Source organism: Puniceicoccales bacterium (assembly GCA_031255005.1).
Lineage (GTDB): Bacteria > Verrucomicrobiota > Verrucomicrobiia > Opitutales > LL51 > JAIRTH01.
The window spans coordinates 41,792-56,099 of sequence record JAIRTH010000016.1 but is presented as its reverse complement, the minus strand read 5'-3'; the positions used below and the strand labels follow the sequence as shown (position 1 = coordinate 56,099).

At 41.6% G+C, this 14,308-nt stretch carries 12 protein-coding genes and 1 pseudogene; 8 read left to right on the top strand and 5 right to left on the bottom strand.

Annotated features, from left to right (window positions below):
* The first annotated feature begins 17 nt into the window (after positions 1-17).
* Positions 18-362 carry an HIT domain-containing protein gene (locus tag LBH49_01965; protein ID MDR0351390.1) on the top strand — a complete coding sequence of 115 codons (345 nt, stop codon included), beginning with the start codon at positions 18-20 and terminating at the stop codon, positions 360-362.
* On the opposite strand, the gene LBH49_01960 is transcribed toward LBH49_01965, so the two are convergent.
* A complete protein-coding gene (locus LBH49_01960) occupies positions 324-1,223 on the bottom strand; it encodes a hypothetical protein (protein ID MDR0351389.1) in 900 nt (299 codons plus the stop codon). The genes LBH49_01965 and LBH49_01960 overlap by 39 nt on opposite strands.
* A 230-nt stretch (positions 1,224-1,453) precedes the next feature.
* On the opposite strand from LBH49_01960, the gene dnaK reads away from it, so the two are divergent.
* From dnaK to groL, 3 genes are read left to right on the top strand one after another with little or no spacing between them, the layout of a single operon-like run.
* Complete coding sequence (gene dnaK / locus LBH49_01955; protein MDR0351388.1) at positions 1,454-3,373, top strand: molecular chaperone DnaK; 1,920 nt, start codon at positions 1,454-1,456, stop codon at positions 3,371-3,373.
* Between the two features lie 37 nt (positions 3,374-3,410).
* Positions 3,411-3,710 carry a co-chaperone GroES gene (locus LBH49_01950; protein MDR0351387.1) on the top strand — a complete coding sequence of 100 codons (300 nt, stop codon included), beginning with the start codon at positions 3,411-3,413 and terminating at the stop codon, positions 3,708-3,710.
* Between the two features lie 24 nt (positions 3,711-3,734).
* Complete coding sequence (groL, locus tag LBH49_01945; protein ID MDR0351386.1) at positions 3,735-5,369, top strand: chaperonin GroEL; 1,635 nt, start codon at positions 3,735-3,737, stop codon at positions 5,367-5,369.
* Positions 5,370-5,435: 66 nt separating this feature from the next.
* On the opposite strand, the gene ispF is transcribed toward groL, so the two are convergent.
* Positions 5,436-5,915, bottom strand: a complete 480-nt coding sequence (gene ispF, locus LBH49_01940) for a 2-C-methyl-D-erythritol 2,4-cyclodiphosphate synthase (GenBank protein MDR0351385.1) — start codon at positions 5,913-5,915, stop codon at positions 5,436-5,438.
* On the bottom strand, positions 5,912-6,679 hold the full coding sequence (locus tag LBH49_01935) for a hypothetical protein (GenBank protein ID MDR0351384.1): 768 nt from the start codon (positions 6,677-6,679) through the stop codon (positions 5,912-5,914). Before LBH49_01935 ends, ispF begins: the two co-directional genes overlap by 4 nt.
* 91 nt (positions 6,680-6,770) lie before the next feature.
* Between LBH49_01935 and LBH49_01930 the strand changes: the two genes are divergently transcribed.
* Positions 6,771-7,472 carry a LysM peptidoglycan-binding domain-containing protein gene (locus tag LBH49_01930; protein ID MDR0351383.1) on the top strand — a complete coding sequence of 234 codons (702 nt, stop codon included), beginning with the start codon at positions 6,771-6,773 and terminating at the stop codon, positions 7,470-7,472.
* A 58-nt stretch (positions 7,473-7,530) separates the two neighbouring features.
* Here the strand turns inward: LBH49_01930 and LBH49_01925 are convergent.
* Both LBH49_01925 and ffh read right to left on the bottom strand, forming a co-directional pair.
* Positions 7,531-9,525: pseudogene (locus LBH49_01925) on the bottom strand (carboxy terminal-processing peptidase).
* A 316-nt stretch (positions 9,526-9,841) separates the two neighbouring features.
* The gene (ffh, locus tag LBH49_01920) at positions 9,842-11,155 is read right to left on the bottom strand and encodes a signal recognition particle protein (GenBank protein ID MDR0351382.1); all 1,314 of its coding nucleotides are present in this window, start codon (positions 11,153-11,155) and stop codon (positions 9,842-9,844) included.
* A gap of 104 nt (positions 11,156-11,259) precedes the next feature.
* On the opposite strand from ffh, the gene LBH49_01915 reads away from it, so the two are divergent.
* The 3 genes from LBH49_01915 (at position 11,260) to rho (ending at position 14,302) form a co-directional block, all read left to right on the top strand.
* On the top strand, positions 11,260-12,330 hold the full coding sequence (locus tag LBH49_01915) for a hypothetical protein (protein MDR0351381.1): 1,071 nt from the start codon (positions 11,260-11,262) through the stop codon (positions 12,328-12,330).
* 47 nt (positions 12,331-12,377) lie between these two features.
* Positions 12,378-12,968, top strand: coding sequence for a Holliday junction branch migration protein RuvA (gene ruvA / locus LBH49_01910; GenBank protein MDR0351380.1), 591 nt, complete (start codon positions 12,378-12,380; stop codon positions 12,966-12,968).
* Positions 12,969-13,132: 164 nt separating this feature from the next.
* Positions 13,133-14,302: a transcription termination factor Rho gene (gene rho / locus LBH49_01905; protein ID MDR0351379.1), complete on the top strand. Its 1,170-nt coding sequence runs from the start codon at positions 13,133-13,135 to the stop codon at positions 14,300-14,302.
* Positions 14,303-14,308 lie beyond the last annotated feature (6 nt).

The following is a 14,308-nucleotide window of genomic DNA, read 5'->3' as shown; positions in this document are numbered from 1 at the left end:
TGCTTAGAGTTAAAATCGTGGAAAATAATACAATATTTCAGAAAATCATCGATGGAGAGGTCAAGAGCGAGATATTATTCGAGGATGAATTTTGCATCATAATAAATGATATAAATCCCCAGGCGCCAATCCATGTGTTGATCATTCCAAAAAAATACATTCCTAGAATTTCAGAGGTCACAGATGTGGATATTAATATTCTTGGAAATTTACTGAGAGCTGCCAGTGATTTTGCTCAGAAAAAGTCTCTGGAAACTGGTTTTAGGCTGGTAATAAACAATGGGTTGATGGCCGGCGAGACAGTTCCGCATTTACATGTTCATCTACTGGCTGGTCGACCGTTGGCCTGGCCTCCGGGTTGAATTACGTCGATATTTTTTCCGTTGGCTTGGTGGATTTGTTGTTGGTGTTGGAGCGTTGTCATCGGTGACTCTGCCTAAATTATTGATGGTTTTTTTAAAAAAGCTGTTGATGGATTTTATTGCAGTAGTTACCATGTTTAGCTCAGGTATTTCTGTCATTGAAGAAAAGAAAGAGGAAATTAAATGATCATTGTCATATTTGAAAAAGTCTACACATAACTGTTTTGCAATATATTCCCAATTAGACACATTATAAAAATCTTTTGAATAATTTATCCGGAGTTTTTTGCCTCTTTTTTTACCTAGATTGAAATTTAGGAAGTTAACTATGCCAATTTTGACGGTGACAGTTTTCGCAATGAAATGGCAGCTATCACCTGTGTTTTCATTGGTTTCTGCTTTATGGCCACTTTTGGTGAATCTGTCGATTAGTATCTCTATGTTGCTGACAGAGATCGGTGGCCGTGAAATCCATAACTCACGGAGGTTTAATACGATATTATCAATGGTCATGGATTTTTTTACCATCTCTGTTAGGGCAAGCTTTCCAGATATGATGTCGAATTTCGCGAGATCAATGCACTCAAATTGCCCTTTGGGGTTTTGGATGATTAGGTCTCGAAAATCTATGATGCCATTAAAGACGTTGCAGCGAGATTCACGCACAATTATCGTAAACCCAAATTTATGCTTGGAGTAAATTTTGATGGCCGTTGGCAGCCAAAAATTGATGGTTAGTGCCGCCAATAGCAGAAGTACAAGAGAGGAGAAAAGCGTAATTAATAGCATCGATAGTAATTTTTTGCCAATGGATGCAGTGGTGAATAAAATTCTAAATGGCCATAGTATGAATTTAAACATGGAAATGAATTTTCTAAAAAATGTACCAATTTTTTTAAATATCAAACACTTTATCTTCTTAATGGAGTTTGAATTAAAGATTAAATTATACTATAGAGAGTGCTTTGTGTTTAGTCAATAAATTCGGTAATTTTTAATTTCTGTAAAAAAATTTAGATTATTTTTTTTATTTTTTTGCCTTTTGGGAACAAAAATTGCTATATATTTTTGCAGATAGGAGTTAATAAATTATGGCAAAAATTTTAGGTATAGATCTTGGGACAACCAATTCATGTATGGCCGTTATGGAGGGCGGCGAAGCAGTGGTCATTCCAAATTCCGAGGGAGCAAGAACCACGCCATCGGTGGTCGCTTTTGCAAAGTCTGGTCATAGGCTTGTGGGGCAAGCAGCTAAACGACAGGCAATTACGAATCCACAAAACACTATTTTTTCGGCGAAACGATTGATTGGGCACAAATACGATGAAATTAAAGAATTGGCCGATTCGCTGCCCTATAAGGTGGTGGCTGGTAAGAATGGTGCTGCTTGTATTCAATGCAAAGTTGGCGATAAAACCGAAATATTTTCGCCGGAACAGATATCATCTATGATTTTGGCAAAGCTAAAAGCTGATGCGGAAACCTATCTAGGAGAGAAAGTTACCCAGGCAGTTATAACTGTACCGGCCTATTTCAATGATGCTCAGCGCCAGGCCACCAAGGATGCCGGTACAATCGCAGGGTTGGAGGTTTTGCGCATTATAAATGAACCCACAGCCGCTTCTTTGGCCTATGGCCTGGATAAAAAAGGTGAAAAGAAAATTGCGATCTATGACCTGGGTGGTGGCACCTTCGACATATCGATTTTAGAAATAGGCGATGGTGTGTTTGAAGTCAAAGCAACCAATGGAGATACTCATCTTGGTGGCGATGATTGGGATAGTGCGGTCATCAACTGGTTGGCCGATGATTTTAAAAAAGAAAATGGCATAGATTTAAGAAATGATCCGGTTGCTCATCAACGACTTAAGGAAGAGGCTGAGAAGGCAAAAATTGCTCTATCATCGGCCCAACAAACCGACATAAATCTGCCATTCGTTACCGCCGATGCCAATGGCCCGAAGCATCTTAATGTTACATTAAGTCGGCCACAGCTTGAGCAAATCTGCGATGATCTCTATCAAAGAACCATAGCTCCCTGCAGAAATTGTCTGAAGGATGCTGGTTTTAGTGCTTCGGATATAAATGAATTGGTTTTGGTCGGTGGCATGACCCGATCTCCAAAGGTTGTCGAGACGGCCAAGCAAATAGCTGGGAAAGAACCTCATCAGGGTGTTAATCCCGATGAAGTGGTTGCCGTAGGGGCTGCAATTCAAGGTGGTGTTTTGAAGGGCGAAGTCACTGATGTGCTTCTGCTTGACGTGACTCCATTGACCCTTGGCATAGAAACTGCCGGCAGTGTGTCGACGCCGATGATCGAACGCAATACGACGATTCCAACGAAAAAGACTCAGGTGTTTTCCACCTACGCTGATAATCAGACTGCGGTGGACATAAAGATTCTCCAAGGTGAACGCCCCATGGCAAAAGACAATAAGATGTTGGGTATCTTTAGATTAGATGGCATTCCCATCGCCCAAAGAGGTCTTCCACAAATAGAGGTTACCTTCGATATAGATGCCAGCGGCATTTTGAACGTGTCGGCCAAAGATTTGGGCAGTGGCAAAAATCAGCACATAACCATTTCCGGAGCCTCAGGATTATCCGAGGAGGAGGTGGAAAAGTTGAGAAAAGAAGCTGAAAAATTCGCCGAAGCGGATAAAAAAGAAAAGGAAAAGGTGGAAGTTAGAAATCATTTGGATTCGTTTATCTATCAGACTGAAAAACAGATAAAAGATACAGCGGATAAACTTTCCGAAGAAGATAGGAATAAACTTGAAACTGCGGTAAATGAGGCAAAAAAAGTCTTTGAAAACAATGGAGCGTCGGTGGAAGAATTGAAATCTGCCCAAGAAGCACTAACAAGGGTTTTCCAGAACATGGCCCAGGAATTATATAAAAATGTCCAGCCTAAGGAGGAAAGCAATGGTGCGGCCGAGGAAGCTTCACAGAAAAAACCCGAAGGGGTGGTGGATGCGGATTTTGAGGTGATAGATGATGGTAAAAATTAGTGGACAATGGATGAACAATTTTGCATTGGAAAATATTATGAATATGAAAGAAAATATACAACCATTAGGTGATCGAATCCTCGTTAAACAGTCCGAGGAGAAGGAGCAAGTAAAAGGTGGAATAATCATACCTGATTCGGCGAAGGAAAAATCTCAGGAGGCTACCATTGTGGCCCTTGGGACGGGTAAACGCGACGAAGATGGTGAAAGAATTGAGTTTGATGTTAAGGTCGGTGACCGGGTTTTGGTCAGCAAATACGGCGGTACCGAGGTCAAACTTGGTGATGAAACCTATTCGTTGGTCAGGAGTGATGATCTATTGGCTATACTTAAATAACACATTGATAATCAGGAGAATAAAATTATGGCAAAGCAATTAATGTTTGATGAGCAAGCACGCAAAAAAATATCAGATGGCGTGGCTACTTTGGCAAAGGCTGTCAAAGTCACACTGGGGCCCAAAGGCCGCAATGTTTTAATAGATAAGAAGTTTGGTGCACCTACCATTACCAAAGATGGTGTCACCGTGGCGAAGGAGATCGAATTGAAAGATCCCTTTGAAAATATTGGAGCGCAAATGGTTAAAGAAGTGGCTTCGAAGACTTCGGATAATGCTGGCGACGGAACCACAACTGCCACGGTTTTGGCCGAGGCGATCTTCCGTGAAGGATTGAGGAATGTGGCCTCTGGTGCCAATCCGATTTTCCTCAAAAGGGGAATAGATAAAGCGGTGGAAGCCGTTGTGGCAGAACTGGCTAGAACTTCAAAAAAAGTAAATGAATCCGGTGAAATTCGGCAGGTGGCCACGGTTTCGGCCAACTGGGATGAAGAAATCGGAAAAATCATTGCCGAAGCCATGGAAAGGGTCGGTAAAGATGGAACCATAACCGTAGAGGAAGCCAAGAGTATAGAAACCACGTTGGATGTGGTCGAAGGTATGCAGTTCGATAAGGGTTATTTAAGTCCATATTTTGTGACCAATCCGGACAGCATGGAGTGTAGCCTGGATAATGCTTATATACTTATCTATGAGAAAAAAATAAGTTCGCTGAATGATCTACTGCCACTGTTGCAGACCGTGGCCCAAAGCGGCAAACCTCTAATGGTTATTGCCGAAGATGTGGACGGTGAAGCATTGGCTGCGCTGGTGGTGAATAAGCTGCGCGGTACGTTGCATGTCTGCGCGGTGAAAGCTCCTGGTTTTGGTGATCGTCGTAAGGCTATGATGGAAGATATCGCCATATTGACCGGTGGTAAATTCATATCCGAAGATCTGGGCATAAAATTGGAAAGCGTCAAAACCGAGGATCTTGGCCGTGCGAAGAGAATAAATGTGACCAAAGAAACCACCACCATAGTTGAAGGTGCCGGTGAGCGCTCAGCCATAGACGCTAGGGTAAAGCAGATTCGCCATCAGATCGATGAGGCAAGTTCGGATTATGATAAGGAGAAGTTGCAGGAGCGCTTGGCGAAATTAGCCGGAGGTGTGGCAGTCATAAGCGTTGGTGCAGCCACCGAGCCGGAGATGAAGGAAAAAAAAGATAGGGTTGATGATGCTCTCCATGCCACAAGGGCTGCCGTTGAGGAAGGAATTTCCGCCGGTGGGAGCGTGGCTTTGCTGCGTTCAGCCAGTGTAATTAATGACCTAGATCTCAGCGGTGACGAGAAGATCGGTGCTTCGATTGTCCATCGTGCCATAGAGGCTCCATTGCGTCAACTATGTGAAAATGCCGGTGTAGAAGGTTCATTGATTGTCAATGAAGTTAAGACGAAGAGCGGTACCCATGGTTACAATGTGGCCACCGGAAAATTCGAAGATTTGATGGCTGCCGGTGTGGTCGATCCGACCAAAGTCAATCGAGCGGCTCTGCAAAATGCTGCTTCGGTGGCTGGTTTACTTTTAACCACCGAATGTATGGTCACAGAACTTCATGAAGAAAAAGCTTCCTGTGGACATATGCCTCACCATGGCGGAGACATGGACGGTATGATGTGATTTAGCCAAAGAAAAGGATTACTATCCATTTGAATGCTAGGCCGATAGAGAACTTTATCCATCGGCCTATTTATTGATTTCGTTCAGTAGACATATGGCGTGGCAGGCTATGGCGTCGCCACTTCCGATGGCATCAAGACCTTCATTGGTTGTCGCTTTAATGCCAATCTGCGAAGAATTTATATCCATGGCAGCAGCCAAGGTTTCTTGCATCTTCGATATAAAAGGTGCCAGTTGCGGTCGCTCGGCCCTCAATATAGCATCGATATTTACAATGCGATAACCTCGCTCCATGGCCATTAGTGTGGCTTTGGTCAGGATTTTTAGTGATACTAATCCGCGATTGCCTTCATCATCGTCGGGAAATAGCTGCCCTATATTTGGTAAAGCCAAGGCTCCGAGGATGGCATCCGCCAAAGCATGGCATAGACAATCCGCATCGGAATGTCCAAGAAGTCCTTTGTCATTAGGTATTTTTATGCCACCAAGTATCAGATCTCGGCCAAAAACCAGTCGATGAACATCAAAACCAATGCCAATTCTCATGAAAATTTTCTGATGATTTTCAATAAAATTTCAAAGTTTTTCGGTGGCTTAGCTTCCAGAGTTATTTCATGGCCATAGATGGATGAATGCAAAATGACCTGACTAAGATGAATACATTGACTGTGGAACAGAGCTGTGGATGGTTTTTTTTCGAAATGAATTTTTTTAAAATACCTGAGACTTGGAATGGGCACATCATTGTAGATATCTTCGCCCAATAGCTTTAGGCCACAAGTGGCTCCATGGATGCGAAGTTGATGATATCGTAGGTAATGGCAGGAAGCTTCATAGATGGAAAAATCGCCTATTTGTTCCATTAATTTAAATTTTGTCCGAGATTTTTTTCCAGTGTTCCGAGAAATGATGGCCATGGGCTTTGAAAAATGCTTGGCCAATGGCAGCTCGCAAATAATCTCAGATTCAACATGTTCTGTGTTTTTACAAAGCATCGTGAACCTGAATAGCAGGATCTCGGATCCATAGGCATTTCTAAGTAATTCCGAAGCTTTGCGATGGGTGGCGATGATCGCGCAGCCGCTGATATGGCAATCCAGTGGGTACACGGATCTGTAAAACGCCTCTGGCTTTTTTCCTCGGAGGGCGGTCACTATATTTTTACCATGCTGTTGAGCCGAATCGTCCAGTTCGATGAAATTTGGTTTATTTAGTGCGATAAAATCATTGCAATTATGAATTATATCTATTTTTGTTGGTTTATCTAGCAAAACCAATTCTCGGAAACTTAAGAAATTTTTTGTTGGCACAGAGCTAAAGAATGCAATTACAGAATTGCCGTAAATGAAAATTTTTATTTCAAAAATATTTTTATGTTGTAGATTAAAATCATCTGGGTGTATGGACTTTTCTATACGGAGAAAGATTATTGTTTTAGGTTGTCTAGCCACGGTGAGTGGTTGCTGTAAATCTGGCAATGAATTGAGTACAGAAGAAGTTGATGATAAAAGGTTTGTCGCCGGACAAAGGTTGCAAAGAGAAGGTAGAGATGTGGATGCCATGGATAAATTTCTTGCCGTCATTGATGAAAGGAAAAGTGCACCCAGATCTCATTTGGAGGCCGGTAAAATTTATTTGGAAAAATATGATGATCCGGTGATGGCCATCTATCATTTTCGTCAGTTTTTGTTGAAATCTTCATCCACGCTGGAGGATAATTTGGTGACACAAATGGTCGAGACTGCTCAAAAACGCTTTGTGCAAAAATTGCTCGGCAAAAGTGCAGAAGGCTATGATAATCAGAATTTTCTGGTTTTGTTGAAGCGGCTACGAGAAGAGAATATTTCGCTGAAAAGACAGCTGGATGAGCTAAGGAAAGCAGAAAATATCAGTGAAAAAGATATCTATTTTTCTGAAAATCGACAGCTGCAAGGTTCGCTGAATAGCTATACAGTTTTGGCCGGTGATACGCTTTCGAGCATCAGCCAAAAGGTATATGGATCTTCGGAGAAATGGAATGTAATTTTTGCGGCCAATGGCGATAAATTAAAGGCTCCAGATAGCTTAAAAGTTGGTCAGGTTTTGGTAATTCCGAGAGATTGAGCCAGTCAATCATTACCCTAATTGCTTCTCGTAGATGGGTATCCGGTCTATATTTTTTTGGTTCTTTTTTATTGTCTTTTTCTTTGCTTTGCTTTTCGACTGCATCGAGGACGATTTCGGCGTACTTATAATCTGATGCTTCGAGTTTTTCGAATTCCTTTTCAATCTTTTCCTTAAAATTTTCTTCGCTTTCTTTTTCTCGGCGGCGTTTATCTAGGTTTAGAGATATTTGTTTATTGTCCAATTTTTCCTTAGCATTGGCTATGCGTTCGGTGAGTAGCTTGAATTCCGGCAGCGAATTTTGTCTGGTTTTACTTTTAGTTGCCAGAGTATCTATGGTTTTTTCATCGACAAAAAATCCAAAGTGTTTGGCATTGGCTACGTAATCATACTTGGCTGCTGCTATCGAATCCCAGGGCAGTGCGTTGGGCAGAGAAGATTCGCCAAGTGGGACTAGTGAATCGAACGAACTGAGTGGAATGTGAGCTTCAACTCCTTTTATTTGAGTGGAGTTACCGCTGGGTAGATACCATTTTTGCAGCGTTATTTTGGCAGCACCAAGTTTATTATCTTTTACCAATTTTATAAAATTATCTATGGGGATCAGTGCCTGTACAGATCCTTTTCCGTGGGTTGCTTCTTCGCCGATTACTATGATCCGATGATGATCCTTGAGGGCACCGGGTAATATTTCGGCGGCGGATGCACTGAATTTTGAGACCAACACTATCATGGGGCCTTGCCATTGGATGGTATTTTTTTCGCTCCACAGGCATTCGGTATTGCCAAATTGACCATGTATTTGCACCACTGGACCCTTATCTATGAACAAGCCAGCCAGAGAAACTGACTCATCCAGTAATCCGCCGCCATTATCTCGTAGGTCAAGTATCAAGCCAGAGATATGGTTTGATTTCAGTTTTTTCAATAGTTCTAGCACATCGTGAGTGCTGTTGGAATTTTTAGGCTCCTTGTCATTGTGGCCATAGAATCCGGGCAATTTTATGTATCCAATTTTGTGGCTTTGATCACCGATGCTATATAGCCTTCCTGAAGCCCTACTTGCGGTCAATTCGATTTCGTCGCGTATCAGAGTTACCACATTTTGATCTTCCAGATCAGATTCCTTGGGCTGAATGGTTATTTTTACGACGGTGTCTTTTTTTCCTTTTAGCAGTTTTACAACTTTATGGAGCATCATGCCAATGATATTTACAGATTTTTCATCGCCCTGGGCAATGGCAACTATCTTATCTCCTGGATGGATGTGGCCACTTTTGGCCGCGGGACCACCTGGTATAAGTTCCTGCACAGTGCAGTAACCATTGTCATCGATGAGATGGGCGCCTATGCCCACAAATGAGTTATGGAGCGATGTGTTCATGTCTTCCATGGTGTCACTGGACAAAAAGCTGGAATGAGGATCATATCTCTTTGCCAGGCTATTTAAAAAATATTCTTGGATTATCCATGGTTCTATATCCGAGAACATTTTCAGTATATTTTCATAGCGTTGCTTCATATTTTTTTTTGCCTTGGCGACTTTTTGTTCAATGGTTTTGGGCTGTTTCTCTGTTTTTTCTGCTTTTTTTTCATCTTTTTCTTTATTTTCCCTATCCTCTATTTTTTTCTTGGTTTTCAATTCCTGGGCAAGGATTTCGGTTGTAAGTTCAAAGCGCAGGCGTTTATCCCAGAGCGAATCGGCTTCGATCTCATTCTTTGGCCATGGTTCTTTTTCTCTATCTATACAAAATGCATCGCTTTCGGCCAGTGAAAATTCTTTGGTTTCCAGATTATCAAGGATTGATTTTATTCTATTTACCAACTTGTTTCTGAAGGTTTCAAATATGGTAAATGCTGGGTTGAGACTGCCAGCTCTTAGAAAAATATCCAGGGTCAGAGAAAATCTATCCATGTAGTTATCCACTTCAGATTGAAGCATATACATTTTTGCGGAGTCCAGACTTGATAGAAAATCTTTGATGACTTCCTTGGAATTTATCATGGAGAGTTTTTTGTGTAGGTAGTGGATTTCTTCTAGACATTTTACCATGAATAGTGTTTCAGACATATGGGCAATGGTTGGTTCCAATGGCTTGAATTTCAGATCTTCGAAGGAAAATTTGCTTGGTAATACTTTTTCCTCCGGCGATAAGGCCACAGGCTGTGACACTGGTTTGGCTGTTGATACTTCTGATGACTGCTGATTGGCTATGGATATTTCCTGGACCTGATTGGAAGTTGTTATGGCGCAAGCACTTATAGCTAAGCAAAATATTACGGCCATGCGTGTAAAAAATCTTTTCATCTATCGCTTACTATGATCTCAATTGCTGTATTTTAGCAAGATCAAAGCGCTAAAATCAAAATTAACCGAACATGGACCTAAATTTTGATCTACCGCTGGTGTTTTTAAATTTTTTCATCATATCCTGCATTTTGGTGAATTGTTTCAGTAAAATATTCACATCTTGCACAGTTCTACCAGAGCCATTTGCGATTCGTTTTCGCCTGGAACCATCTAGAATTTTTGGATTTTTTCGTTCGGCCTTGGTCATGGATAAAATTATGGATTCGGTTATTTTTAATTTTTCGTTGGCGCCATCCACATGATCTAATTTATGGGCACCGGGGAGATTATTGATCAAAGATTCGAGGGATCCCATTTTTTTTATATTGCGTATTTGGGAGAGAAAATCGTCCAAGTCGAATTTTGATTTTTTCAATTTTTCTTCAAGCTTTTTAACTTCCTGATCATCTATGTGTTCTTCGGCTTTTTCCACCAGCGAAACAATATCACCCATGCCTAGGATTCGCTGGGCGATGCGTTCGGGGTGGAAGATATCCAGGGCGTCCATTTTTTCGCCGACACCGATGAATTTTATTGGCAGGTTGGTGATGGAGGTCATGGATAGAGCTGCTCCACCATGGGTATCTCCGTCGAGTTTTGTTAAGATTATGCCGGTGAGATCGAGGGCATCGTTGAAATGTTTAGCTATGTCGACGGCTTCCTGGCCAATGGCTCCATCGGCCACCAGCAAAATTTCGTTTGGATTTATTGCTTTTTTGATGTGGCGAATCTCTTCGATGAGGTCTGTATCTATTTGTAGGCGGCCGGCGGTGTCGAATATTATTGCATCGTGGCCAAGGTCATTGGCCCATTGCAATCCGGCCTTTGCTATGGTGACGGCATTTTTGGAAGATCTGTCGATGTGGCATGCTATTTCTTCGGAATTGGCCAATGTTTCGAGTTGATCATTGGCGGCTGGACGGTAGACGTCGCAACCAATTACCACTGGTTTGTGCCCGGATTTTTTAAGTAACCTGGCCAATTTCACACTGGTGGTGGTTTTACCAGAGCCATGTAAGCCGGCAAGCATTATTATCAGTGGTTTTTGACAGGATAGCTGGCTAGTGGTTTTGCCCAGAGTGGTAATCAATTCATCGTAGATGATTTTTATAATCTGTTGTCCTGGCATAACACCTCGGGTCACTTCATGGCCGATGGATTCAGTCCTGACGCGCTCCAAAAAATTTGTCACCACCTTGAAATTAACATCCGAAGTAAGCAGAGCCTCTTTTACGCTTAGCAGAGCTTCGCCGATATTTTTTTCAGAAATCTTGTCGATGCCTCGCAGTTTGCGCAGCGCATCGCTCATCCTGTCTGTGAGATTTTCGAACATATGGCATGTATGTCTAAATTTTTAACTGAATTCAGCAATGCTATTTTGATTAAAGTAGGCGAAATGTTGCAGATATTTAAATAATCAACATAATGAGTTTCATTATGGTTAATCTGAGTCAATTTACGGATGCTGCATCCAAAGGCTATGGAACCATATCCTTGTCTTCGAAAGATGGGAAAATTAGAACCCACGGCAATGGAATTTTTGGTAAAATAGCTTCATTTTTTCATTCTAAAATAAAACCAAGCCGAAGAAAATATAATGAAAATAGTGCGGCATTGGGCAGCTTTATTCAGGCCATTGCCAGCGATTCGAATTATGGTCCTGAGTATGCTCGTATGGCTAATAAAAATCTTTTGGAACTCAGCGCTTCGTCAACTGATAAGTCGAAATTTCCTAAGACATTAACCTGTGAAGATGTTTCATTCATAATGAAGGCCATTGACACTGAGAAAGAAAAGGAAAAAAAGATAGCCAATCGAAAAGATGAAATCGCCAAAATAAATAAAAATTCACAGACAAACGGCGAAGATAATCGCGTAAAACTGTCGAATTCGTTGCAAAGTGAAATTAGAAATGATATTGAGGATATTTCATCATTAAAAGAAACCGAGTCTGTGTTTTGTGGAGCATTTATCCCGGACGCCAACCGAAATATTATGAAAAGTATCGGTGGAGAGCCTACCAATGCGAGCAATTGGAGAGACCAAATGACCAAATTATTCACCGATGAGAATGGAAATTTTAATGATGAGCTATGTTTGGCAGCCAGTAAAATTATGCAACAGGGAACATTTGCAACAATTTGTAAAGAAGTTTTTCCTTTGATTATAAGTATTATGGATCAGGGTTTTTATCAATTAAATCATGGCTTTGAAATCTCTAAAAATAACGATGGCAATTATAGTATTAAGCTTAATTGCAGTTTCGTAGCTGGTTCTAGCAAAATTGGCAGATCATCAGAAGCTATGCTGAAAGCTGGGATGCCCATATATTCAGCCAGTGCTGAGATCATTTTGCCAGCCAGTGGTAATTCTGATGAGACAATGGTAAAGTCGTTTTCTCATGAATTGGTGGTGAGCTGCTTTGCTTCGGATCAAGCTAAAAGATTAACAGATGAATTTGTCAATGAATATCCTATCCGCATGACGACAGACTATCCAAAGCCATGAAGATGCGAAGACTTGACTGGCGCAATCATATTTCAAAATAATAGAGTGTGATAGTTTCTGTAGAAGGTAAACTCGAGGAGGTAGGGCCGGTGGCCTGTGTGGTAAATTGCGGCGGCATGGGCTACGAAGTCAATGTGCCGCTGTCTGTTACGGAAAATCTTCCGGCCATTGGTTCATTGGTGAAATTGTTCATCTATGCTGTGTACAGAGAAGATAGCCAGGCATTGTACGGATTTTTAGATAAAAGTGAAAGAGATTTTTTCAAAGTTTTAGTGGAGAGGGTATCTGGTGTTGGCCCAAAGATCGCTTTGGCCATGTTGAGTAAATTCCGGGCACAGGATCTAAAATTGGCCATTAGAGCCAAAGATATACCTAGACTTTCCAGCATAATTGGCATTGGAAAAAAGACAGCCGAAAGAATGGTTATTGAACTTAGTGAAAGGTTGATGCAGGAATCCGTTGACAAAGCTGGTGGGTTTATGATAGAATCTAATCGTACAAGCGGCGAGATGGATGCAATTTTGGCATTAGTATCGCTGGGAATTCGACGTAATGAGGCAGAAAAAATGGTCAGCTCTCTGGTGGCCAAAAATGCCGAGCTGTCAACGGAGCAATTGATTAGGTTAGCATTGAGATGAAATGTTATTATTTTCTTTAAAAGTTGTGGTTGACAATCAAATATTACAATTTTAGATAGTAATTAAGTATTATATTTAGTGCTTATAAGGGGCGGCATGTGTTTGTTTTTAATCTATGGCCTAGATGTTGATATGGTAATTTTAATTTATTTCGCGTGACATTGATGCGGCATGAATATATGGAAGAAATTTTAGTGAAGGATTGCCCTGTGGATAATTTGAGGCAATTTTCAGGGATTGTAGATATGGAGCCCGGTGGACGATATGGTCAGCTTATTCCATTGAATGCCAACGGCAAACAGCGTTTGGAGTATCCCTATATAGGGAAGGATTCCATCACGAGGTTTAGGCTTAAGAAGGGTATGGAATTGGAAGCATTTGTTTTGCCGCGTGTGGATTTTCCCAATCCGAAAGTTGTGCAGGTGGTCAGTATAGATGGCTTGCCCAGTGGTAAACGTAGTGCAATGCGGCGCTTTGAAGATTTGACCATCATTGCTCCAAATGAATGGCTGAATCTTGAGGTGGAAGATGGTGAATTAAGCAATCGAATGATTGATTTTTTTTGTCCCATTGGCAAAGGGCAGCGTGGATTAGTGGTGGCGCCGCCTCGAACTGGTAAGACAACTTTATTACAAAACATAGCCCGAGGCATTAAAGAAAATCACAGAGATTGTCATCTGATTATTGCATTGGTAGATGAACGGCCAGAGGAGGTTACGGATTTTCAACGCAGTGTCCAGGCTGAGCTCTATGCTTCGTCGAATGATGAGGATAGGTACAGGCAGATTATGGTGGCTGAGCTGGCCATTGAAAGAGCAAAAAGGTTGGTAGAGGTTGGCAAAGATGTGGTGATTTTATTGGATTCAATTACAAGGCTGGCAAGGGCTTATAATGCCATACAGTCCAGCGGCAGAACCATGTCTGGTGGAGTGGATGTGCGAGCTTTGGAAAGGCCCAGGCAGTTATTTTCAGCGGCACGTAATGTGGAAAATGGAGGAAGTTTGACGTTGATTGCTACGGCACTGGTCGGAACTGGTAGCAAAATGGATGATCTTATCTTCCAAGAATTTAAAGGTACTGGGAATATGGAAGTGGTATTGGATAGGAAAATTGCCGATATGCGATTATATCCGGCCATAGATATAAATTCGTCTGGTACCAGAAAGGAGGAGCTGTTGCTGCCCGGCGAGGTTTTGGGAAAAATTTCGTCGCTCAGGAAAGCTCTTAGCGGATTAAAATCCGATGAGGCCATCGATGCACTTATAAATAGAATGAAAAAAACAAAAAATAACAAAGAATTCTTGATTTTGTTGAAAAGCGCACTAGATCGATGATGAAGT